Raw genomic sequence first — 22,068 nt, forward strand, 5'->3', positions numbered from 1 at the left:
GATGTTCTCCCCGCTCATCTTGGGTTTTACAACCTGACGTCCGCGGGTGTGCGACAATACCGGGCGTATGCGTAAAATCCGAAAGGAACGTCCATGGCAAGCACTAAGCGCCCGAACAAGAAGAGCATGAAGGTCAAGCGCGAGACGGCCGAGGAAGCCGCCGTCACGCCCGGCGCACGCCGTCGCAACGCGAAGGCCCAAGCCAAGAAGACCCTCTCGAAAACGGCGAAGATCGTCCTCGTGCTGATCGGCGCCGCAGCCATGCTTCTTTCGGTGACAGCCATGGCCTGCTCGGGCGTCCTCAACCAGTGGAGCTCGAACAACAGCTCGAGCTATCAGCTGACCGGCGGCGTCGCGGCCACCGTCAACGGGGTGAATATCACCGAGGACACGGTCACCAAGCAGATCATGAGCGCCCGCACCTCAAGCGGCAGCACGGACGACGCCGCCTGGGCCCAGTACCTGGTCAACCAGGGCCTCACCCCCGAGAGCTACCGCGAGCAGGTCATCAACAGCCTGGCCCGTCAGTTCCTCCTCACCCAGGCCGTCAAGGACGAGAACATCACCGTCTCCGACGACGATATCAACAGCGCCTATGACAAGGCGGTGGAGCAGTACGGCGGCGAGGAGAGCTTCAAGAAGCTGATCACCTCCATGGGTTACACCGAGGATAGCTACCGCAGCAGCATCCGCTCAAACCTTGAGCAGCAGAAGCTCCGCGAGACCGTCGCCAACACCCAGGACCCCACCGACGAGGAGATCCTGAGCTACTTCAACGCCAACATCTCCACCTACAACGACGCCCGTCGCTCATCAAACCTGCTGATCAAGGTCGATTCGAGCGCGAGCGACGAGGACAAGGCGGCCGCCCAGCAGAAGGCCCAGGAGATCCTCGACAAGATCAACGCCGGGGAGATCAGCTTCGAGGACGCCGTCAAGGAGTACTCCGATGACACCGGCTCCAAGGGTGACGGCGGCGACGTGGGCTGGGACAAGCTCACGAGCTTCGTCACCGAGTACCAGACCGCGCTCTCTGCGCTTTCGAAGGACCAGGTCAGCGGTGTGGTTCAGACCTCGTACGGCTACCACATCATCAAGTGCACCGACACCTTCAAGCTCGATGGCGAGGCCACCTCGATCGACCAGCTCCCCTCCGAGTTCAAGACCTACATCTCGAACGTGGTGAAGACCCAGGCAACCAACACGGCGTACAACACCTGGATGGACGACTACGTGAAGAAGGCCGACATCAAGATCAATCCGATGCCCGAGAACGTCCCCTACAACGTGAGCCTCGACGGCGTGACGGCGAGCACGGGTACGTCCACCACGACCGACGCCACGGCGACGACCGACCAGAGCACCGAGTCCACCGATTCGACCAGCAGCGCGGAATAAGGAGAAGCCAGCATGAAGAGGGATGAGCTGCAGCAGCAGATGGTCGCGGCCATGAAGGCCAAGGACAAGACGAGGCTGTCCATCATCCGCCAGGTCATGGGCGAGGTGAAGAACATCGAGGTCAACGAGAGGCGCGATGCCACCGAGGCCGATGTCGACAGCATGATCAAACGTCTGATCAAGCAGACGGGCGAGACGCTCGAGATGTCCGAAAAGGCGGGCACGGATGCTGAGCGCACCGAGACCCTCGCCGAGCAGGTGCGCATCCTCGAGAGCCTGCTGCCCGAGCAGGTGTCGGGGGATGCCCTCGTGGCCTTGATCGAGCAGATCATCGCAGAGACGGGGGCCTCCACCAAACGCGACATGGGTCGTGTGATGGGCGCCCTCACCCAGGCCACGGGCGGCAACTTCGACAAGCCCGCCGCGGCCCGCGAGGTGGGTGCCCGCCTGTCGTAGGGTCAGGATGCCATCGGGCCCCCCATACGCGGGGACGGCCGGGCGTTCGCTGAGCGCGTGGGGCCTGGGCGCCAGGGGTCCTGATCGATCGGATGGGGCCCGGCAGCCCTCTTGTTGAGGCCTGCGCGCGGGGTGAGAAGCATGCGCGAGACGATTGGAACGCTCCCGCCCCCCAGCGTTACCATTTTGAGGCAGCTGGCCGTCCTGGAGACAGGGTGACCGGCTACCTTTATAATTGGGGCATCGCAAGCAAGCGTGAGAAGCTGCAACATATGTGCCACCACCCCGGGTCAGCCGCGTGCGACCATGAGCAATGCTGAGACGTAAACGGGGTAGATTTTTGTCGTGCGTCGGCGTTGTCCGTCCACCTGGCAGCGCAGCTTCAGGGAAGGAGACGAATATGGCGGATATGATCCAAATCAAGGGGTTGAACAAGTACTTCGGCGACCTCCATGTGCTGAAGGACATCAACCTCACCGTCAAAGCGGGTGAGAAGCTCGTCATCCTCGGGCCATCGGGTTCGGGCAAATCGACCCTGATCCGATGCGTTGATTTCCTCGAGGAGCCTACGACAGGCGAGGTCGTCATCGACGGCACCCCGCTCACCAAGAAGAACCACCTGGAGATGGCCCGCAAGTACTCCAGCATGGTGTTCCAGCAGTTCAACCTGTATCCCAATATGACGGTGCTCGGCAACCTCACGCTCGCGCCCATCAAGCTGCAGAAGAAGAGCAAGGAGGAGGCCACCAAGACCGCCCTCGCCGCGCTCGAGCGCGTGGGCCTCGCCCACAAGGCGGGCGAGTTCCCGCAGAACCTCTCCGGCGGCCAGCAGCAGCGCGTCGCCATCGCCCGTGCCATGTGCACCAAGCAGCCGATCATCCTCTTCGACGAGCCCACGAGCGCCCTCGACCCCGAGATGGTCCAGGAGGTCCTCGACGTCATGGTGGAGCTCGCGCAGGAGAACATCACGATGATCTGCGTCACGCACGAGATGGGCTTCGCACGGCAGGTGGCCGACCGCGTCATCTTCATGGACGACGGCCAGATCATCGAGGAGGGCACGCCCGCCAACTTCTTCGATAACCCGCAGAACCCGCGCAGCCGGGAGTTCCTGGCGAAGATCCTGCATTAGGGGGGGGGGTGCGCATGACATCATCTGATATGAAGAAGGGCGCGGCCTCACGCCAGCTGATCGCCGAGGCGCATCGTCCCGTGCTCACCCGTCGCGGGCTCCTCGGATTCGCGGGTCTCACGGCGGCGTCCGCCCTGGGCCTCACTGCCTGCGCGCAAGGGTCGTCGGCCTCCGGGTCCACCTCAGGGTCCAAACTCGCCACCATCCAGGAACGCGGCTACCTCGCGGCCGGTGTGAAGAAGGATGTCCCCGGCTACGGGTACTTCGACCCCGCCTCAGGCACGTACGAGGGCATGGAGATCGATCTGTGCTACCAGGTGGCGGCCGCGATCTTCGCGGTGAGCTACGAGGATGCGCGGGCGAACAGCCTGGTGCAGTTCACCGACGTGACGCCCAAGACCCGCGGCCCCCTCATCGACAACGACCAGCTCGACATCATCTGCGCCACCTACACGATCACCGACGAGCGCGAGAAGTCCTGGGACTTTAGCGAGCCGTACCGCACCGACTACATCGGCCTCATGGTGAAGAAGCGCGCGCAGATGACCTCGATCGCCGACCTCGACGGGAAGATCATCGGCGTATCTCAGGGATCCACCACCCAGAAGAACATCGAGCAGATGCTCGTCGACCGCTCGATCGACGCCGAGCCGGAGTTCCTCGCGTTCTCGGGCTACCCGATCATCAAGAGCTCGCTCGACGCCGGCAACATCGATTGCTTCGCCATGGACCGCTCGACGCTCTCCGGCTACATGAACGACACGGTCGAGCTGCTGCAGCCCGAGATCGAGTTCGGTGAGCAGCGCTACGGCATCGCCACCAAGAAGGGAAGCGACCTTTCCGACGTGGTCGATGCGACTGTTCTCGCCTGCCTTGACTCCGGATGGCTCGACGAGGAGATCTCCGCATGGGGCCTGGTCTAGTAGGCCGGCCGGAGAGGAAGGAACCAGATGCTAGAAGGTTTGTTTGATCCCACCCGGTGGGAAGCGACGTTTGGCGCCATGGACACGTTCTGGGCCGGTTTCGCCGTCACCTTGCAGGTGGTGGTAGCGGGTCTGGCTTTGGCTCTCGTGCTCGGCACCCTGCTTGGCGTGCTCTCAACCTCGCGCTCGCGTGCGCTGCGCGGCATCACCCGCGTGTATGTCGAGCTGTTTCAGAACACCCCACTGCCGGTGCAGGTCATGTTCATGTACATGGCTGGACCGCAGCTCCTCGCCTCGCTGACGGGTGCCGCGGATCCCGTGCGCATCGCCCCGTTCGCGCTCGGCTCGCTCGGCGTGGGCCTCTACCATGCGGCCTACATCTCCGAGGTGGTGCGCACCGGCATCGAGTCCGTGCCGCGCGGTCAGATGGAAGCGGCGCGCTCGCAGGGTTTCACGCGTCCGCAGGCCTACGCCTACATCATCCTGCCGCAGACGTTTCGGGTGATTCTCCCGCCGCTCTGTAACCAGGCGCTCAACCTCGTGAAGAACACCTCGGTGCTCGCCCTCGTGGCCGGCGGCGACCTGATGTACCGCTCTGATAACTTCGTCGCCCTCTACGGCTACCTGCAAGGTTACATCGTCAGCTGCTTCCTGTACTTCATCATCTGCTTCCCGCTCGCCCTGCTCGTGCAGTTCCTGGAGCGCCGCTCCAAGCAGCGCCCGCGTGCGAAGGAGATCCCGGGGCTCGCCGATCTGGCCGCCGCCTCGGCGGGGACCGACGGGAAGGAGGCGTAAGAAATGGAGATCTTCACCGCGACCAACCTCATCTACATCCTCGGCGGCTTCATCAAGACCATCGAGATCTCGGTGCTGGCGATCATCTTCTCGCTCATCCTCGGCACCGTCTTCGCGATCGCGAAGCAGTACGGCCCGCGCCTGCTGCGCATCGTGGCCAGCGCTTATATCGAGCTGTTCCGCTGCACCCCGAACCTGCTGTGGATCCTGTTCATCTACTTCACCGTGCAGGGTTCCGACATCTTGATCTCGGTGCTCGCGTTCACGCTGTTCACCTCGGCGGTCATGGCCGAGATTGTGCGCGGAGGCTTCAACGCCGTGCCTACGGGCCAGTTCGAGGCGGCCCGCTCGCAGGGCTTTGGCTTCTGGACCACGATGGTCTACATCGTGCTTCCCCAGACGTTCAAGACGATCATTCCCGCCCTGTTCTCCCAGTGCACGACGGTCATCAAGGACTCCTCGTACCTGGCGGGCATCAACGTGGCGGAGTTCATGTACACCACGAACGTTGTCATGGCGCACGCCGTGGACCTCAGCCAGGTGATGCTGCTGTACGGATTCGTGTTCGCCCTGTACTTCGCGCTGAACTTCGGGATCTCGCTTGCGGTTCGCGCATACCAGCGGCGTCAGGTTGCCGCATAGAAGAAGCTTCGCCGTCTACGGACGGCGTGAGGAGGTAGACATGGCACTGTTCTTCAAGAGGCGCGGGAGCGATGGAGCTGCCGGCACGCAGGCGGCGGGCAGCGCCGACCAGCCGGTGATCATCACGATCGCGCGCGATTTCGGCGCCGAAGGGCACGAGATCGGCAAGATGCTCTCGATGGAGCTGGGGATCCCGCTCTACGACAACGAGCTGCTCGTGCGCTCATCGATCAGGAACGGGGAGTCGATGGACAGGCTCGCGGCTTTTGACGAGCGCATGGCCGAGGAGTTCGTGGCCTTCCTGCCTGATCGCGTTGATTCGCGGAGCCTCTCCGACAAACTGTTCAGCTCCATGACGCAGGTGATTCACGATCTGGCGGCCACCAAGAGCTGCATCATTGAGGGGCGCCTGTCCGATTACCTGCTGCGGCGCAATCCCAACCATATCGCGGTGCTCGTGACCGCCCCGTTTGAGGACCGCGTCGAGATCGTGCGGGCCAAGCGCGGGCTGAGCCGCCGGCGCGGAGCCAAGCTCGTACGTGACATGCAGAAGGCGCGTGAGCTCTTCTACAAGCGGTACTCCGCGGGCAAGTGGAAGATGACCGACGGCAAGGACCTCGTGGTGAACCGTGCGAAGCTCGGGCGCCAAGGCTGCGTCGACGTGATCGTCGCGGCATACCGCGCGAAGCTGGCCGCGCTGGGGGTTGATGCGGATGGTGCCGGTATCAGTGGTGGCGTTGCAGGAGCTGTGGCTGGAGCGGTACCCGACGCGTCAGATGTTGTCGAGGCGCCCGCGACGACGGAAGCCTTCTTTGAGCAGCGGGAAGACTGAGCTCGAGTTGGATGCCTGCAAGTGGTACCGCAAGATGTCCCTTGGGTGTACGGCTGGACGACTGAAAGCGATCGGGATGCAAGACGCCCCCTGAATGCACGGTTTTAGAGGGTTGGTAAACAGGATGTCCCTTGGATGCACGGGCATTCAGGGGACATCCTGCATTCTGGGTCACATCGACTTGCAAACATGCAGTCCAGCGGGATGACCACATTCACAGGAACGCGGAATCGAGTCGAAATACCGTGCATCCAGAGGACATCCTGCTGGGGGACCAGCGAGGCGCTATAGGTAACGAGGCGTTACAGGTGCATGGCCCTAAAAGATGGAACCCCACCAAAAAAGCCGCCGAACGTGCATAGCTCGATGACCAAAACAGACCAGGAAACCTTTTCAACAGGTCAACTACGCGAATAAAAGAGGCCGCCGGGCACGCAGCCCGACGGCCTCAAAAAGACCAGGAAACTCCCCGGTAAACCCTACTCCGCGAGCAGCGTCTCCGTGATCGAGTGCGCGGCCTTCTTGCCGGCGCCCATGGCCAGGATGACCGTCGCGGCACCGGTCACGATGTCGCCGCCAGCCCAAACCTTGGGGTCGCTCGTCCGGCCGTCCTCGTCGGCCTCGATGAGACCCCAGCGGTTCGTCTCAACATCGGCACAGAGCGTCGCGAACGGGTTCGCGCGCGTGCCGATAGCGGTGATCGCCACGTCGCAGGGGATCTCAAACGCGGAATCCGGCACCGGAACCGGGCGACGGCGCCCGGAGGCGTCCTCCTCGCCGAGCTCCATGCGCTCGAGCTTCACGCTCGCCACGAAGCCGTTCTCATCGGCCGTGAACTCAAGCGGGTTCACGAGCTCGAGTATCTTGACGCCCTCCTCCTTGGCATGGTGCACCTCGGCCAGGCGCGCGGGCATTTCGGCCTCGGTGCGGCGGTAGGCGAGCGTCACGCTCTCGGCGCCCAGGCGCAGGGCCGTGCGGGCCGCGTCCATCGCCACGTTGCCGCCGCCGAAGACCACGACGTGCTTGCCGTGCTTGATGGGCGTGTCGTAGGTGGGGAAGTCGTACGAGTGCATGAGGTTCGTGCGCGTGAGGTACTCGTTCGCGCAGTAGACGCCCGGCAGGTTCTCACCGGGGACATACAGGAACCGGGGAAGGCCGGCACCGACGGCGAGGTACATCGCATCGAAGCCCTCCTCTTCGAAAAGCTGGTCGGCGGTGAAGAGGCGGCCGGCCACGGAGTTGTACTCGAAGTGGACGCCGAGCTGCTCCAGGCTCTCGATTTCGCGCTTGACGATCTCCTTCGGCAGGCGGAACTCGGGGATGCCGTAGGTGAGCACGCCGCCGCCCGTGAAGAAGGCCTCGAACACGGTGACCTCGAAGCCCTCGCGCACGAGCTCTCCCGCGCAGGCGATGCCGCTCGGGCCGGAGCCGATCACGGCCACCTTCTTGCCGTTCTTCGGCTTGCACTCGGGCGCCTGGCCCACCTCGTCGGCCATGTCGCCGAGCATGCGCTCGAGCTGACCGATGGCCACGGGCTCGCCCTTGCGGCCAAGGATGCAGCGGCCCTCGCACTGGTTCTCCTGCGGGCACACGCGGCCGCAGACGGACGGGAGCAGGTTGTCGCCCTTGATGGTCGAAAGCGCGCCGGCCCAGTCCTCCGCGCGGATGCGCTCGATGAACTGCGGGATGTGGATGCCGACGGGGCAGCCCTCCATGCAGAACGGGCGCTTGCAGTCGAGGCAGCGGTTGGCCTCGGTGATGGCATTCTCCTTGGTGAAACCGGTGTCAACCGGACGGAAGTCGCGGGCGCGCTCGGCGGCGGGCTCCTCGTTGGGAGCGACGCGCGGGTCGCGGCTCGGACGGTACTTGGTTACCTCTGGCATGCGCAGGACCCCTCTTCCTCATGATGATGGACGGACTCGGCTTCCTCGGGCCGGTAGGTGGCCTGCCGGCGCGCGAGGTCGTCCCAGTCGACGAGCGTGGCGTCGAAGTCGGGGCCGTCGACGCAGGCGAACTGCGTCTCGCCGCCCACCTCGACGCGGCAGCAGCCGCACATGCCCGTGCCGTCGACCATGATGGGGTTGAGGCTGGCGGTGATCGGGATGTTGTGCTCGCGACAGGTGAGGGTCGAGAACTTCATCATCGGGACGGGGCCGACGCAGAAGACGGAGTCGATCTGGTCGGTCTCACATAGGCGGCCGAGCGGGAGCGTGACCACGCCCTGCTCGCCCATGGAGCCGTCGTCGGTGGTGACGAAGAGGTTCTTGAGGGGAAGGGCGGCGAACTGCTCGAAGAGGATCATGAGGTCCTTGGAGCGGGCGCCCATGATGACGTTGACCTCTTTGCCCTCCTCGCAGGCCGTGCGCGCGACCGGGTAGGCGATAGCCAGGCCCACGCCGCCGCCGACGATGGCGACGCGGTCGCCCTCGATCTCGGTGGGTTTGCCCAAGGGGCCCGTGATGTCGCGGATGTAGTCGCCCTCGTTGAGCTCGGAGAGGCAGCGGGTGGTCTTGCCGATCACCATGAAGATGAACTCGATCCAGCCCTCCCCAGCGTCCCAGTTGGCGAAGGTGAAGGGGACGCGCTCGCCCGTCTCGTCGATACGCACCATGAGGAACTGGCCGGCGTGAGCCGCGCGGGCCATCCTCGGAGCGTGGACGCGGAACTCGAAGACCTTCTCCGAGAACTGCGTCTTCTTCAGGATTTGAAACATAAAACCCCTCTCTTGTGCCAGGGCTGGATGGCGTGCCAGGAGGTTTCCCGGTGGCCGTGCCCCACCTGCAACCCGTTGCCGCGCACCATGGCGAATGATGCACAGTAAGGGTTTAAGTATATCGCAACGGTGCAGGTGCGAGGTTGTATCGCCGGGTGGGCGGTATGGGGCCGCAGGCGGTTTTATGAGGGCGTTTGACAGGGATTATGTGGCAGAGGGGAATGGGTGGGGCATGGCTGAAACAGGATCGCAATCAGGACCACGCATGCACGCGGGCAGTCCTAGCGTATGTGGACGGCGGATGACCGCGGCGAGTCTCAGAGTGGGAATGGTGGGGCAGTTCTGGCGTATGAGGGTGGCGGGATCTGATGTGAACCGTAGTGGTTTCGCGACGGGGCAGTCCAAGCGCATACTGATGCCGGTGCTAAGCGTCTGTTGTATCTGCAGCGTGTGTGGACGGTTCCGTGGCTCGTGTTTCACGGGAAACGGGGAGATTTAAGGTACTTGGCCAGCACCGCTTCGGTTAAGCATGCGCTTCGCGCCGTTCTTCCGGTTCAGATGGGCAGGTTCTCCCACGCTCTTGAACGTGATTCTCTATTATTTGGATTTTTATGTAAATTTATCTAAATAAAGCAATCAGATAGCAAAGCGCAAAATGAAAACTTCCAGAAGTGCGGCAGTAAAATGGAATCGACTGAGTAGCCCGTGAACTTCCAAGGCGTTTTCTCAGAAAATCGGAGGCGAAATTCCGCCTCTACTGAGCAGATCCGAATTCACTGCCGCACTTCTGGAAGTTTTCAACATGGTGGAGTCTTGTATAGGGGCGAAGCTCTGCGCAAGGTGATGAGTTGTAGCGCATTCGCGGGGTAGATGCTCTGCGGCCCGATTCTGAGCAGAGAAATGCGTGGGGCTGAGCCAGCGAACCAGCTGATCCCAGCATGCAGAAGTCGCTGCTGCATACAGGGCCAGCCGGTATCTCGCTTTAGTGCTTCCCGTTGCTGCCTGCCGATCCGTTCACGTGGTCGCGGGCGAAGACCACGCCGCGCGTGACGGCCAGCGCGGCGGCCTCGGCGGCACGGGCGCAGGTGTCGGCGAACTCCTCGGCCTCCTTGGGACGGAACTGCTTGAGCACGAAGTCCGCCACGGCCATGCGCCCCGGGGGATCGCCGATGCCCACACGGACACGGCTGAAGTCACGGCTTCCGAGCTTGTCGATGATGGAGCGCAGCCCGTTGTGCCCGGCATGCCCGCCGCCGACCTNAATAAGAGACGGGTCCGCCGCTCGTGTTCATGTACGACTGCGGTTTCACGAGCCCCACGTCGCGCCGCCCGTCCTCCGCGGCGCCGTCGCGCACCCTGATGACGGCGCCCTCGGCCCCGAGCTGGGTCTTCCAATATGAGACGCCCGCCTGCCGGGCGAGCTCGTCAACCGCCTTGAATCCGGCGTTGTGGCGGGTCTCCGCGTACTCGTCGCTCGGGTTGCCGAGGCCGGCGACCAGGCGGATCGTTCCGGGCTGTGCTGCTGCCATCGCGTGCGCTTCCTTTCTGTTCGCGTGCCCTCCATCATATCCCAGCGGTCCGTCTTTGCCGGCAGGCCGCAGGATTAACGCCCCGGGCCCCGGGTATAGGTGCACAGGCGACATCTGAGAGGCGAGATACACGGCAACCGAGAGGAGGTCCCATGCAGCGGCATATCAAAACACAGGTCATCGGCCATGGGACCGTTGACGGCGCGGGCGTGAGCCTGGTGCGCGTCCTGGGCAGCGAGACCGTCCGCGAGTTCGACCCGATCCTCATGCTCGACTCGTTCGACAGCGAAGATCCCGCCGACTACACGGCCGGGTTCCCGCTTCATCCGCATCGCGGCATCGAGACCATCAGCTACGTGTACCGCGGCAAGATGAGGCACAAGGACACGCTCGGCAACGAGGACACCGTCTCAGATGGCGAGGTCCAGTGGATGAACTCCGGGTCGGGCATCCTGCACGAGGAGCAGATCCCCGCGGCGGACTGCCTGCTCGGTGTCCAGCTTTGGCTGAACCTCCCGGCCGCCGAGAAGATGAGCTCGCCCACCTATCAGGCCCTCCACGCCGAGGATATCCCCGAGGTGGAGATCGAAGGCGGTCGCGTCCGCGTTCTTTCGGGCAGCTTCGGCGAGGTCACGGGCCACGTGAGCGGGCATCTCCCCTTCACCTACTTGGACGTGCACCTCAAGGACGGCGCGGCCCTCGAGATCCCGACCGCACCCGACGACTCCTTCATGGCGTTCACGCTCAAGGGCGATGCCCGCATCGACGGCGCGCTCGTGCGCGAGAAGACCGCGGTGAAGCTCACGGACGGCGACAGCCTCGTCCTCGAGGGCGTCGGGGAGGGCTCGCAGGTGCTCGTCATGGGGTCCCGCGCCCTCAACGAGCCGGTCGCCTGGGCCGGGCCGATTGTCATGAACAGCCAAGCGGAGCTGCGAGAGGCCTTCGACGAGCTCGATCGCGGCGAGTTCATCAAAGAGGGGCTCACGATCTGAAGAACGGCCCGCCAGCCGGAGTCCCAGCTGGCGGGCCGTCGTCGCTTCATGCGCGGCGCATACCGTCCATGCGAGCGGGAGGGCCAACCGGGCCCCGGCGCTTACATCGCGAAGTCGCCGCCCACGATCTTGGAGACGGACTGCTCGTTGTACACGGCCGAGATCGCGCTCGCGAACTCCCCGGCCACGGTGATCGTCTTGATCTTGCCGCCGATCTCGACGGGGATCGCATCGGTGACCACGCACTCGACGATCGGCGCGTCGTTCAGGCGCTCGATGGCGGGGCCGGAGAAGATGGCGTGCGTGGCGCACACGTAGATGTCGCCGGCGCCCATCTTCTTGAGCTCGCGCACGCTCGCGCAGAGGGTGCCCGCGGTGTCGATCATGTCGTCGTTGATGACGCAGGTCTTGCCCTCGATGTCACCGATGATGCCCATGACCTCAGCGGCGTTGTGGCGCGGACGGCCCTTGTGCGCGATGGCCAGGCTGCAGCCGAGCATGTCGGACAGCTTCTTGGCCGCCTTGGCGCGGCCCACATCGGGGGAGACCACGACGAGGTTGTCGGTGTCGAAGTCCATGTTGTTGTAGTAGTCGGCGAACAGCGGCAGCGCCGAGAGGTGGTTCACCGGGACATCGAAGAAGCCCTGGATCTGGCCCTGGTGCAGGTCGAGCGTGATGATGCGGTCGATGCCGGCGCGCTCGAGGAGGTCGGCCACGAGGCGCGCGGTGATGGGCTCGCGCGGACCGGCCTTGCGATCCTGACGGGCGTAGCCGTAGTGGGTGATGACGGCCGTGATGGAGCGGGCGGAGGCACGCTTGGCGGCATCGGCGGCGATGAGGACCTCCATGAGCATGTCGTTCACGCGGCCGGAGATCGACTGCACGAAGAACACGTCGGCGCCGCGGATGGACTCGTCGTAGCGGGCGTAGATCTCGCCGTTGGCGAACTGCTCAAGCGTGATGGGCGCCAGCTCGACTCCGAGCTCGTGCGCGATCTTCTCCGCAAGCGGACGGTTGGATGAACCCGAGAACACGCGCAAGCTCTTGCTGATGCAGAGGTTCTTTCTGGGATCGTTTGTCGGCATAGCCCCTTCTTCTCCTTCTGGTAGGTGCCCAACTTCTTGCCGTGCGGCCGCGTTCACGACCTCGGGTCACTCCTTCGCGCGCTTCGCGTCGGCGTAGCCCTCTATGATGCGCTGCTCAGAGCGCTCGAGCGCGAGCGCCCCGTCAGGGACATCCTTGGTGATGCAGCTCGAGGCGCCCACCAGCGCCCCGGCTCCGATGCGCACGGGCGCGACCATCATCGTGTCGGAGCCGATGAAGGCGCCGTCGCCGATGACCGTCGCGTGCTTGCGCGCGCCGTCGTAGTTGCAGGTGATGGACCCGGCGCCCACGTTGACGCCGGCGCCCATGGTAGTGTCGCCGATATAGGAGAGGTGCGGAACCTTGGACCCCTCACCGATGGTCGATTTCTTGATCTCCACATGCGTGCCGGCCTTCGAGCCGGTGAGCATGTGCGTACCGGGGCGCAGGTAGGCGCGGGGGCCGCAGGTGACGTCATCCTCGAGCGCGACGTCGATGGCCACGGTCTCGTCGATGACGCAGCCGTTGCCGGCGCGGACGTTCGTAAGACGCGCGTTGGGGCCGAGCTGGCAGTCCTCGCCCACCTGGGCGCGGCCGATGAGATGCGTCTGGGGCCAGACGACGGTGTCGCGGCCGATCTGCGCATCCGGGGAGATCCAGGCCTGCGCGGGGTCGATGAACGTGACGCCCTCCGCCATGAGGCGGGCGTTCACGCGGTCGCGGGCAATGGCCGTGAGCTCGGCGAGCTGGGCGCGGGTGTTGACGCCCAGGCCGTCGCGGTAGTCGTCGCAATGGTAGATGCCCACCCGCTCGCCGGCGGCCTTCAGGATCTCCACCATGTCGGGGAGGTAGTACTCGCTCTGGGCGTTCTCGCTCCTGATCTGCCCGATGTGCCCAGCGAGGAGCGCCCCGTCGAAGGCGTAGCAGCCGGCGTTGCACTCGAGGAGGCACTCGGCCTGCTCAGGCGTGCAGTCCTTCTGCTCGATGATGCGGACGATGGATCCCTCGGCGTCGAGCTGGATGCGACCGTAGCCGAACGGGTCCGGCGGGGTCATGGTGAGGACGCTGCCTGCGACGTCGCCCTCGGCGATCGAGGAGGCGAAGCGGCGGATGGTCTCGGGCTGGATGAGCGGGAGATCGCCGTTCAGGACCACGACGGGCCCCTTGTTAATGCCGGTGGCCTCGAGGGCGATGCGCACCGCGTGGCCCGTGCCCAGCTGCTCGGCCTGCTCGACGGTCTCGACGGGGATGGGGGAGTCTGCGTACGCGTCTGCCAGCAAGGCGCGGACCTCGTCCGCGTGGCAGCCGACCACGACGACGATCCGCTCGCAAGCGGCCTCGATCGCGGCGTCCACAACCCAGTTGATCATCGGTTTTCCCAAGATGGCATGGGAGAGTTTGGCGTGCTTGGACTTCATGCGGGTGCCCTCGCCGGCGGCGAGGACGATGGCGGTTGCGTCCATATGATCCCCTCGGTGGATTTTTCAGAGTCACTCTGATGATAGCGCAGGGCCTGCAGCGGGAAGGCGGCGCAGCCCGTGCACAGTGAACGCCCACGTCGCATGTGCCGGCTGCGTGAGGACGGGCTGCGGGGACCACGTGTTCCCGGGAGGGTGCGCGGATTTGGCGGCGTTGGGGTCGGCGGCGGGCTCGTCGAGGGCGCTTGGGTGGGGTCCTCGATCACGCAGATTGGGCGGCACTGCCACCAGCTGGACGGCGCGCGGCAGCGTCCTCGACCGCACGGGCCTGGGGCCTCGTCCTGCCAACCGAGGGCTTGATGTTGAATGCGGCATGGCTGCGCGGAGTCCCGGCGTCGCCGGCCCCGGCGGGCGGGGAGGCATCGACGCTACAATGTGGGCACAGGACAGCGCACCTTCATATGAGTGCGTAGGGATGATCGGAGGCGGGATGGGCCAGGCGAGGATGGTGACGCGCCGGCAGGCGCTGCGGATCGCGGCTGCCAGCGCGGTGGCCGGCGTGGCGGTCACCACCTGTGCGGCCCGGGCCCATGCCGACGAGGCCGTCCCCGATGAGGCGTCCACGTTCACCGCGACCTATACCGCGTGGCCGGGCTACGCCAGCACCATGGCCGAGAGCCTGGTTCCCGGCGCGGTGCCGGTTGCCGCACCGGCGTCGGGCGATGAGGCCTGGCGCTTTGCGGGCGCAGAGGGGCCGATCGCTCCGCTCGCACTTCGTCAAATCGGGCAGACCACCTTTGCCTGCCTGGTTGCCGGCGGGCGGATCATGAAGGTTGATGCCGCGACCGGCACCGTGTCCGCCCAGGTCGACCTGCCGTTCCCCGCGGGAACCGCCCCCCGCGCGGTCTTTGCGGATGCCGTGCTCGTGACAGCTCTCTCCCAAGGCCGCCTCGCTGCCTTCGATGAGGACCTGAACGCGGTGTGGACGGCGTCGGACACGTTCGAAGACGGCGCCGGTGGAGATGCGGCCTCTCCTGTGCTGGCGGCGGCCGGCGGCCTGATCTACTCCGCTCTCGCGGCTGATGAGGGGGAGGCCCGGAGCATCACGCTTGCGGCGCATGCGGATTTCGATGGGGCGGCGGCCTCGTCAGCGCAGCTGGCCCTTTCGGCGTCCGGGATCGCCGCCCCGCCGCAGCTCGTAGCCCAGGACGGTGTCGTTTTGCTGAACGACGGCATCTCGACGGTGAGAGCGGTGGGGGCCGTTCGCGACTGGCTCTTCGCCGACATGCCGGCGGCAGCGGTGGCCGAGGACCCCGGTTGCCTGCGTCTCGCGAATTCGCTGTATGCGCAGGCTGGCCGCAACGTTGCATTCGGGGTGTTCTCTGACGGCAAGGCTGCTCGGGCCGTGGTGCTCGGCGGCGGGGGCGAGGCGGCCCCCGCCTCCGCAGGGCTGGTGGGGTCGCAGGACGGCTCGGCGGCCGAGGGTTCGTCGACTGCCGTAAGTTCGAGCGGTGATGCCGGCACGCCGCTGCTCGCCGTGTCGGCCTCGCTCGATCTCGGGACGGGCATCCCTGCCTGCGACCCGGTCATCTTCGCTGACCGGGCCCTCGTGGTGTTGGCGGATACGGAGGGTGCGCACACCCACCGTGCCCTGCTTCTTGCCCTGCCCGCGGCTGCGGGGGACGATCCGGTGTTCGAGGCGGAGGTTGACCTGCCTGGTCTCGCTGCCCCGCTCGCACCCGTGCCGGTGGCCACGGCCTGGGGCGCCCGTGCCTCCGAGGCCACCGCGGAGCTGCTCATCGTCGATGCCGCAGGCGGAGTCGTCTCCGTGGAGGTTGACGCGCCCGCGGGCAGCTCGCCTTCCCTGCGGGCCGCGCGGCTTCGCGACCCCGGCACCGCTTTGGACACGGCGTCTTCCCCGCTTGTCACCCGTGAGGGCACGGTGCTCCTCACGGCCCCCGGCGATGCAAGCTCCTCGGATGCGCCGTCTGTCCTCGCCCTCGCACCGGACGCATCGCGGGCTGCGGCAACGCCCGTGGGGGGAGCCGCCGGGCTTGACACCATCGGCTCCCTGCTCACCGGCGCGGCACTCCCCAACGGGGCCGGTATCGGCGTAGGAGCCCTCGTGCTGGCTGCGGGGTTCGGCGCCTATGCGTTCATACGCAACCGGGGCGGACGGGCGACGCAGGATCAGGGCCTTGATACCTGGCGGGCCCGCACCGGGGATGCGGAAGGGGCGAACTCCGCTGGTCCGCGCACCCCCGATGCCCGGGGCCGCCGATGAACGCGCCCGATCGCATCACGGCTTTCGCCACCGCCCACCCCGCGGTACCGGCGGCCTATCTCACGGTCACGCTCGGCCTCACGATGTTCAGCGTGCAGCCCGTGCTCATCGCCCTCTCGCTCGCCGGGGCCCTGGTCTACGGTTCCTGCTTGCGCGGCCTCGCGTCCGTCCTCGCGGCTCTGCGCTGGCAGCTGCCGCTGATCGCGCTGATCGCGCTCGTGAACCCGCTGTTCTCGGCGGCCGGCCTGACTGAGGTCTTCCGCATCGGGCCACGTGCGATCTACCTCGAGAGCATCTGGTACGGATGCGCGATGGGCGGCCTCTTGGTGACGAGCGCGCTGTGGTTTCAGGCCGCGGCGGAGCTGCTGCCCTTCGACCGCGTGATGGCGCTCGCGGGGAACGCGGCCCCGGTGGTGGCGCTCATGGTGTCCATGGTCATGCGGCTGATTCCCCGGTTCATGCGACAGGGGCGGTCGATCCTCACCGTGCAGGGCGTGGTGTCGCGGGGGCGGGGTTCGCTCGTTGCCTCCACGCGCTCCCGCCTGCGCGCCTCGAGCGTGCTCATGGGCTGGGCGATGGAGGATTCGCTGGAGACGGCCGACGCGATGCGGGCGCGCGGCTGGGGCGTCGCCCGCCGGCGGACCACCTATGCGCGCCATCGCTTCACCGGGGCGGATGCCTTGCGGCTCCTGGCGCTTTTGGCCGCCGCCGCGGCCATGGTCGGCCTCGCCTGGCTCGCGTCGTCGCAGTACCGGTTCTTCCCGACGATGAGCGCCCTCGTGCCCTGGTGGGGGTATGTGCCGTATGCGCTGTGGATGCTCGTCCCCACGGCGCTGCACGTCTATGAGCGGGGGAGGTTCGCATGAGGGGGGAGAACAGGGGCTCCGTGCCGCCATGCGGGCAGGTGCCACCCGATCGGAGCGGTTCCACGTCCGGGGCTGGTTTTGCGTCTCCGCACGGGCAGGCTTCCCCCATCGCGGAGCACAACGCAACGGGGGAGACGATTCACATCTCGGGCCTCTCGTTCACCTATCCTGGGGCTGCGTCCCCGGTGCTGCATGGCCTCGACTGGACGGTGCCTGCCGGTGCTTTTGCCCTGGTGGTTGGCGGGACGGGGTCGGGGAAGTCGACCCTGCTCTCACTCCTGAAGCCTGAGATCGCCCCGGCGGGCGTTCGCACGGGCGATGCGCGCGTGCTCGGGGAGCCCTTGGGTTCGCTTGCACCCGCGGCCTCGGCGTCGGGGATTGGCTACGTGTTCCAAAACCCCGATAACCAGCTGGTGTGCGAGAGCGTCTGGCACGAGATGGCCTTCGGTCTCGAGAACCTCGGCGTCCCACAGGGGGAGATGCGTCGCCTGGTGGCCGAGACCAGCTATTTCTTCGGGATGGAGGACTGGTTCCGGAGCCGGACCGACACGCTCTCGGGCGGGCGCAAGCAACTGCTCGCCCTCGCCTCCGTCCTCGTGATGCAGCCGCGCCTGCTGCTGCTCGACGAGCCCACGGCCCAGCTCGACCCCATCGCGGAGCGCACCTTCCTGCACGCGCTGTTCCGGGTGAACCGCGAGCTCGGCTGCACCGTCGTGGTGGCGACACACCGGCCGCAGGCGATGGTGCCGTATGCCACCTGCGCGTTTGAGCTTAAGGAGGGGAGGATCGGCCCGGTTGCGGACATCTCCGCGCTTGAGGAGCGACCGGCGTTGTTCGAGGGCGATAACGTGGCGCGCGGGGGCGGGCGCCAAGATGCGGCTTCTGCATGTGGGGCCGCAGACGTCGGCGCATCCTCCGTATCGGGTACCGTAGGCGCAGGCATACCATCTGCACCGGCCGCATCCAGACCGCCCGCCGCTGTGAATCCCCAGCGTTCGGAGCAGGCCTCCCCATTCCAGGCATTCGCAAACACTCGGCGGCGCGCCCAGCCGGCCGTCCGCCTCGCCCGCGCCTGGTTCCGCTATGGGCGCGATGCGGACTGGGTGCTCAGGAACCTCGACCTCACGGTGGCCCCCGGCCGCATCCATGCGCTGGTGGGTGGCAACGGGAGCGGGAAGTCCACCTTGCTCTCCCTCATGGCCGGGGCCCGAACGCTCTCCAAGGGATCGCTCTCCTGCGCGGCCTCTGCCCGGGCCCTCCTGCCGCAGGATCCGCGCGCGGTCTTTGCCGAGGAGACGGTGGCGGACGAGCTGATGGAATGGGCGCGGATGGCCGGCTGCGGGCAGCGGAGTGCCGACGCGATGGCCGACCGCATGGGCCTCGCGGACCTGATGGCCCTGCACCCCTATGACCTCTCCGGCGGTCAGCAGCAGCTGCTTGCCCTGGCGAAGCTCACCCTCACCAGGCCCGGTCTGCTGCTGCTCGACGAGCCGAGCAAGGGGCTCGATCTCGCCGCGCGCCGCACGGTCGCCCGCCTGCTCCGTGAGCTTGCCGATGCCGGCACGGACATCGTCCTTGCGACCCACGACCTCGATTTCGTGAGCCAGGTGGTCGACGACGTGTCCATGGTCTTCGACGGCGAGATCGCGTGCACGAGTCCCCGGGAGGAGTTCTTCGCAGGCAATGTCTACTACCGACCCTAACAGGGATATGCGGTGCGTTTCCGCCCGAACTTCCACCAGAGGCGGGAGCGACGCTTCTGCTCAGAACGCCGCTCGGAACGAGCAGGACCCTCCTGCCGCCGCGTGTGCTGTGAACAGGCAGGAGACCCCAGCCCCAGCTGCCTTCCTGGGTGAAAAGAGCGCCTCCGTTCCGGCTCACGCCCAGGACGTCCCGGGAGCTGTCACCCCGGCTCCCGCCCTCCTTGGCCGCACGCTGCGCGCCCTCGAGGCGCCCCTCCTCCTCGCCGTGCCTGCGGTCATGGCGGCCGCGCTCCTCACCAACGCATCGAGCGCCGCGGGGTTCATGCTCCTCGTGGTGGCCCTCGTGATCGTCTTGTTCTTCGCGGGGTACGAGTCATCGCGTCCGGCGCTCCGGCAGATCATGCCGACCCTTGTGCTCGCCGCCCTCGCCGCCGCCGGTCGGCTCCTGTTCGGGCCGATTCCCGATTTCAAACCCGTGTCGGCGATCGCCATCATCGCCGGGGCGACCTTGGGTCCCCGCAACGGCTTCATGGTGGGGGCCCTGGCGGCGTTCACGAGCAACTTCTTCCTCGGGCAGGGTATGTGGACCCCTTGGCAGATGTACGCCTGGGGCGTGGTGGGCTATCTCGGCGGCGCACTCGCACAAGCAGGGGTTTTCACGCGACGCGATGGCGACGTGAGGTTCTGGGCGCTCATGGCCTGCGGCCTCGGCTCGGGCCTCGTGTACGGGGCCGTCATCAACGCCTACGACATCATCGGGTTCGTACGGCCCCTCACGCTCCCCGGCGCCCTCGCCCGTCTCGCCGCCGCGCTTCCCTTCGACCTCACGCACGCACTTGCGACTTGCATCTTTCTGGCCGCGCTCTATGCACCCTGGGTCAGGCGGATCGAGCGTTTGGTGCGTAAATTTAACCTGCGTGGGTAGGATAAAGCCAGAGAAACTGACAAAACGCTGTTTTTGACCGCGTTTCGGCGGCCATGTTCCGTGCCGCCGCGCATCCTCGGAGGTCCTATGCACGGAGATACCGTACTGCTCATGACGTTCGTCCTCGCGCTCGTCGCCGCGTTCGTCGGCGGGCTGGTCGCCCGCATGCTGCGCCTGCCGCCCATCGTGGGATACCTGGTCGGTGGCCTCGCGGTGGGCCCGTTCACCCCCGGCTTCATCGGCGACTCAGACGCCATGAGCCAGCTCGCCGAGATCGGCGTCATGTTCATCATGTTCGGCACCGGCCTGCACTTCTCGCTCAAGGACCTGAACGAGGTCAAGGGCGTCGCCGTGCCCGGCGCCATCCTGCAGATCCTCCTCGGCACCGCCGCCGGATACGCCCTGGCACAGGCCTTTGGGTGGTCGTCTGAGGCGGGCATCATGCTCGGCCTCTCGGTGTCCATCGCCTCGACGGTCGTGCTGATCAAGAACCTCACGGATGCCGGTTTGTACCAGACCGAGGGCGGGCGCATCGCCACGGGCTGGCTTATCGTCGAGGACCTCGCCACGGTGGTCATCCTCGTGGTGCTCCCGGTGATCTTCGGCGCGCAGGAGATCGCCCCCGCCGAGCTCGCGAGCGAGATCGGTATCGCGCTGGCGAAGACCGCGGCCTTCGTCGTCCTCATGCTCGTCGTGGGATCGAAGTTCCTGCCGTGGCTTCTCGCCCGCATCGCAACCTTCTGCCCCCGGGAGCTTTTCCAGCTTGCGGTCATCGTGATCGCGCTCGGAACGGCGATGCTCGCTGCGGTGATCTTCGACCTCTCCGTGGCCCTCGGCGCCTTCCTCGCCGGCGTGGTGGTTTCGAGCTCCAAGCTCTCGCATCGCGTGGCGGCCGAGGCCATCCCCTTCCAGGACCTCTTCTCGATCATCTTCTTCGCCTCCGTGGGCATGATGGTGAACCCGCAGACGCTCATCAACAACCTGCCCCAGCTCATCGCCCTGGTGCTTCTGATCATGGTCGGCAAGTGGCTCATCAACATGGCACTCGGCGTGCTGTTCTCCGCCGGCCTCAAGACCTCGCTCACGGTGGGCGCGGGCCTCTCGCAGATCGGCGAGTTTTCCTTCATCATCGGTCAGGTGGGCATGGCGCTCGGTATTCTCACGTCGGAGCAGTACAGCCTGATCCTTGGCGGCGCGGTGGTCTCGATCGCGCTCAACTCCTTCGTGTTCAAGCTCGAGGCCCCGCTTGAGCGCGCGGTCCGCTCCGTGCCCGCCCTCGCGCACCTGTTCGAGCGCCACGTGCGCCAGTTCGATGCGCCGGATGAGGGGCTCGGCGATCACGTGGTCATCATCGGCTACGGGCAGTCGGGCGCGAACGTGGCCGAGGTGCTCAGCGACCTCGAGGTACCCGTGCTCGTGGTGGAGCGCGACCTGCTCACCGCCGAGGAGGCCGATGAGGCCGGTATTCCCGTCCTCGTGGGTGACGCGGCGAATTCCGAGATCCTCTCCCATGCTCACCTTGATCGGGCGCGGGGCCTGGTGATCACGATCGGCGCGGATAGCTCGGCCATCAAGATCGCTCAGGCGGCGCGGCAGGAGAACCCCAAGCTCTCGGTGTCCGCGCGCGTGGGCTCCGAGGACGCCATCGGCGCACTTGTTGAGGCGGGTGCGAGCGAGGTGGTGCGCCCCGAGCTCGAGGCAGGTATCGAGCTGTTGCGCCATACCCTGCTTGACCTGGGATTCAAGCCGCGGCAGATCCAGGGGTACATTGACGATCTGCGTGAAAGTGGATACGAGGCGCTGGACGAGAACGCCCGTGCCAAGCGCACGCGCGCCTTCGAGCGCATGATGACGACCCTGTCTGAGGTTGAGATGAGGTGGGCCGTGGTGGGCGAGGGCCCGGCGGTGGGCAAGACCCTCGCCGAGCTGAACCTGCGTGTCTGCACGGGAGCCCAGGCTGTGGTGGCACGGCGCGACGGCGAGATCTACCCGATCGTGGATGCGAACGCGCCCTTGCAGATCGGCGATACCCTGGGGCTCATCGGCACGGCAGACCAGACAGCTGCGGCCGAGGAGCTTCTGGAGGGTCGGGGATACGCGGCAGCTCATGGGGCGTAAGGCTGACGCCGCGCCCCTGGACCACGCGCTTTGTCACACGTCCTGTCCCAGCTCCTACGGGACGTTTTCTTATCCTCATGGACGAAGTGAAGTACCTACTGTCCTGACACAGCTCCTATGGGGCGTCTCCATGCTGACCAGGCGATCACGATTGTGAACGGTTCTACCCCAAAGCCTTGCGGGGCGCTGCTGGCGCAGCACTCCCGAGCGCTTTGCTTTCTCCTCGCGCCCTATGTTGCTCACGGGGCGTGAGGCCCTC

17 protein-coding genes and 1 pseudogene are annotated in these 22,068 nt (G+C 66.1%); 13 read left to right on the plus strand and 5 right to left on the minus strand.

Annotation, left to right across the window (positions count from 1 at the left end; genetic code table 11):
- Nucleotides 1-93: 93 nt before the first annotated feature.
- The 7 genes from CAP13_RS06510 (at nucleotide 94) to CAP13_RS06540 (ending at nucleotide 6,178) form a co-directional block, all read left to right on the plus strand.
- Nucleotides 94-1,398: a peptidylprolyl isomerase gene (locus CAP13_RS06510; RefSeq protein WP_085830817.1), complete on the plus strand. Its 1,305-nt coding sequence runs from the start codon at nucleotides 94-96 to the stop codon at nucleotides 1,396-1,398.
- Between the two features lie 12 nt (nucleotides 1,399-1,410).
- Nucleotides 1,411-1,854 carry a GatB/YqeY domain-containing protein gene (locus CAP13_RS06515; RefSeq protein WP_085830818.1) on the plus strand — a complete coding sequence of 148 codons (444 nt, stop codon included), beginning with the start codon at nucleotides 1,411-1,413 and terminating at the stop codon, nucleotides 1,852-1,854.
- A 400-nt stretch (nucleotides 1,855-2,254) separates the two neighbouring features.
- On the plus strand, nucleotides 2,255-2,986 hold the full coding sequence (locus tag CAP13_RS06520; RefSeq protein WP_085830819.1) for an amino acid ABC transporter ATP-binding protein: 732 nt from the start codon (nucleotides 2,255-2,257) through the stop codon (nucleotides 2,984-2,986).
- A 14-nt stretch (nucleotides 2,987-3,000) separates the two neighbouring features.
- On the plus strand, nucleotides 3,001-3,909 hold the full coding sequence (locus tag CAP13_RS06525; RefSeq protein WP_085831151.1) for a transporter substrate-binding domain-containing protein: 909 nt from the start codon (nucleotides 3,001-3,003) through the stop codon (nucleotides 3,907-3,909).
- A 27-nt stretch (nucleotides 3,910-3,936) separates the two neighbouring features.
- Nucleotides 3,937-4,704 (plus strand): amino acid ABC transporter permease, encoded by a 768-nt coding sequence (locus CAP13_RS06530; RefSeq protein WP_085830820.1) that lies wholly within the window; start codon nucleotides 3,937-3,939, stop codon nucleotides 4,702-4,704.
- 3 nt (nucleotides 4,705-4,707) lie between these two features.
- Nucleotides 4,708-5,346, plus strand: coding sequence for an amino acid ABC transporter permease (locus CAP13_RS06535; RefSeq protein WP_085830821.1), 639 nt, complete (start codon nucleotides 4,708-4,710; stop codon nucleotides 5,344-5,346).
- 40 nt (nucleotides 5,347-5,386) lie between these two features.
- Entirely contained in the window at nucleotides 5,387-6,178 is a 792-nt protein-coding gene (locus tag CAP13_RS06540; RefSeq protein WP_085830822.1) for a cytidylate kinase-like family protein, read from the plus strand.
- Nucleotides 6,179-6,657: 479 nt separating this feature from the next.
- Here CAP13_RS06540 and gltA read toward each other — a convergent pair whose 3' ends face one another.
- The 3 genes and pseudogenes from gltA to CAP13_RS06555 all read right to left on the minus strand — a co-directional run bounded on the left by gltA (nucleotide 6,658) and on the right by CAP13_RS06555 (nucleotide 10,420).
- Nucleotides 6,658-8,061 (minus strand): NADPH-dependent glutamate synthase, encoded by a 1,404-nt coding sequence (gene gltA, locus CAP13_RS06545; protein ID WP_085830823.1) that lies wholly within the window; start codon nucleotides 8,059-8,061, stop codon nucleotides 6,658-6,660.
- Nucleotides 8,049-8,891 (minus strand): sulfide/dihydroorotate dehydrogenase-like FAD/NAD-binding protein, encoded by an 843-nt coding sequence (locus CAP13_RS06550; protein WP_085830824.1) that lies wholly within the window; start codon nucleotides 8,889-8,891, stop codon nucleotides 8,049-8,051. Before CAP13_RS06550 ends, gltA begins: the two co-directional genes overlap by 13 nt.
- A 982-nt stretch (nucleotides 8,892-9,873) precedes the next feature.
- Nucleotides 9,874-10,420 (minus strand): annotated as a pseudogene (locus tag CAP13_RS06555) (aminoacyl-tRNA hydrolase).
- 152 nt (nucleotides 10,421-10,572) lie between these two features.
- On the opposite strand from CAP13_RS06555, the gene CAP13_RS06560 reads away from it, so the two are divergent.
- A complete protein-coding gene (locus CAP13_RS06560; RefSeq protein WP_085830825.1) occupies nucleotides 10,573-11,412 on the plus strand; it encodes a pirin family protein in 840 nt (279 codons plus the stop codon).
- Between the two features lie 101 nt (nucleotides 11,413-11,513).
- Here the strand turns inward: CAP13_RS06560 and CAP13_RS06565 are convergent, their stop codons facing one another.
- Nucleotides 11,514-12,497: a ribose-phosphate diphosphokinase gene (locus tag CAP13_RS06565; RefSeq protein ID WP_085830826.1), complete on the minus strand. Its 984-nt coding sequence runs from the start codon at nucleotides 12,495-12,497 to the stop codon at nucleotides 11,514-11,516.
- Nucleotides 12,498-12,563: 66 nt separating this feature from the next.
- Nucleotides 12,564-13,958 (minus strand): bifunctional UDP-N-acetylglucosamine diphosphorylase/glucosamine-1-phosphate N-acetyltransferase GlmU, encoded by a 1,395-nt coding sequence (gene glmU, locus CAP13_RS06570; protein ID WP_085830827.1) that lies wholly within the window; start codon nucleotides 13,956-13,958, stop codon nucleotides 12,564-12,566.
- A gap of 445 nt (nucleotides 13,959-14,403) precedes the next feature.
- On the opposite strand from glmU, the gene CAP13_RS06575 reads away from it, so the two are divergent.
- The 5 genes from CAP13_RS06575 (at nucleotide 14,404) to CAP13_RS06595 (ending at nucleotide 21,809) form a co-directional block, all read left to right on the plus strand.
- Entirely contained in the window at nucleotides 14,404-16,197 is a 1,794-nt protein-coding gene (locus CAP13_RS06575) for a PQQ-binding-like beta-propeller repeat protein (RefSeq protein ID WP_143764920.1), read from the plus strand.
- Nucleotides 16,194-17,063 (plus strand): energy-coupling factor transporter transmembrane component T, encoded by an 870-nt coding sequence (locus CAP13_RS06580; RefSeq protein WP_085830829.1) that lies wholly within the window; start codon nucleotides 16,194-16,196, stop codon nucleotides 17,061-17,063. The genes CAP13_RS06575 and CAP13_RS06580 overlap by 4 nt, the downstream gene beginning before the upstream one ends.
- Entirely contained in the window at nucleotides 17,060-18,766 is a 1,707-nt protein-coding gene (locus CAP13_RS06585) for an ABC transporter ATP-binding protein (protein ID WP_085830830.1), read from the plus strand. The genes CAP13_RS06580 and CAP13_RS06585 overlap by 4 nt, the downstream gene beginning before the upstream one ends.
- A 109-nt stretch (nucleotides 18,767-18,875) precedes the next feature.
- A complete protein-coding gene (locus CAP13_RS06590; RefSeq protein ID WP_245798939.1) occupies nucleotides 18,876-19,691 on the plus strand; it encodes an ECF transporter S component in 816 nt (271 codons plus the stop codon).
- A gap of 87 nt (nucleotides 19,692-19,778) precedes the next feature.
- Complete coding sequence (locus tag CAP13_RS06595) at nucleotides 19,779-21,809, plus strand: monovalent cation:proton antiporter family protein (RefSeq protein WP_085830831.1); 2,031 nt, start codon at nucleotides 19,779-19,781, stop codon at nucleotides 21,807-21,809.
- Nucleotides 21,810-22,068: the final 259 nt, after the last annotated feature.

Source organism: Collinsella vaginalis (assembly GCF_900176655.1).
GTDB lineage: Bacteria > Actinomycetota > Coriobacteriia > Coriobacteriales > Coriobacteriaceae > Collinsella > Collinsella vaginalis.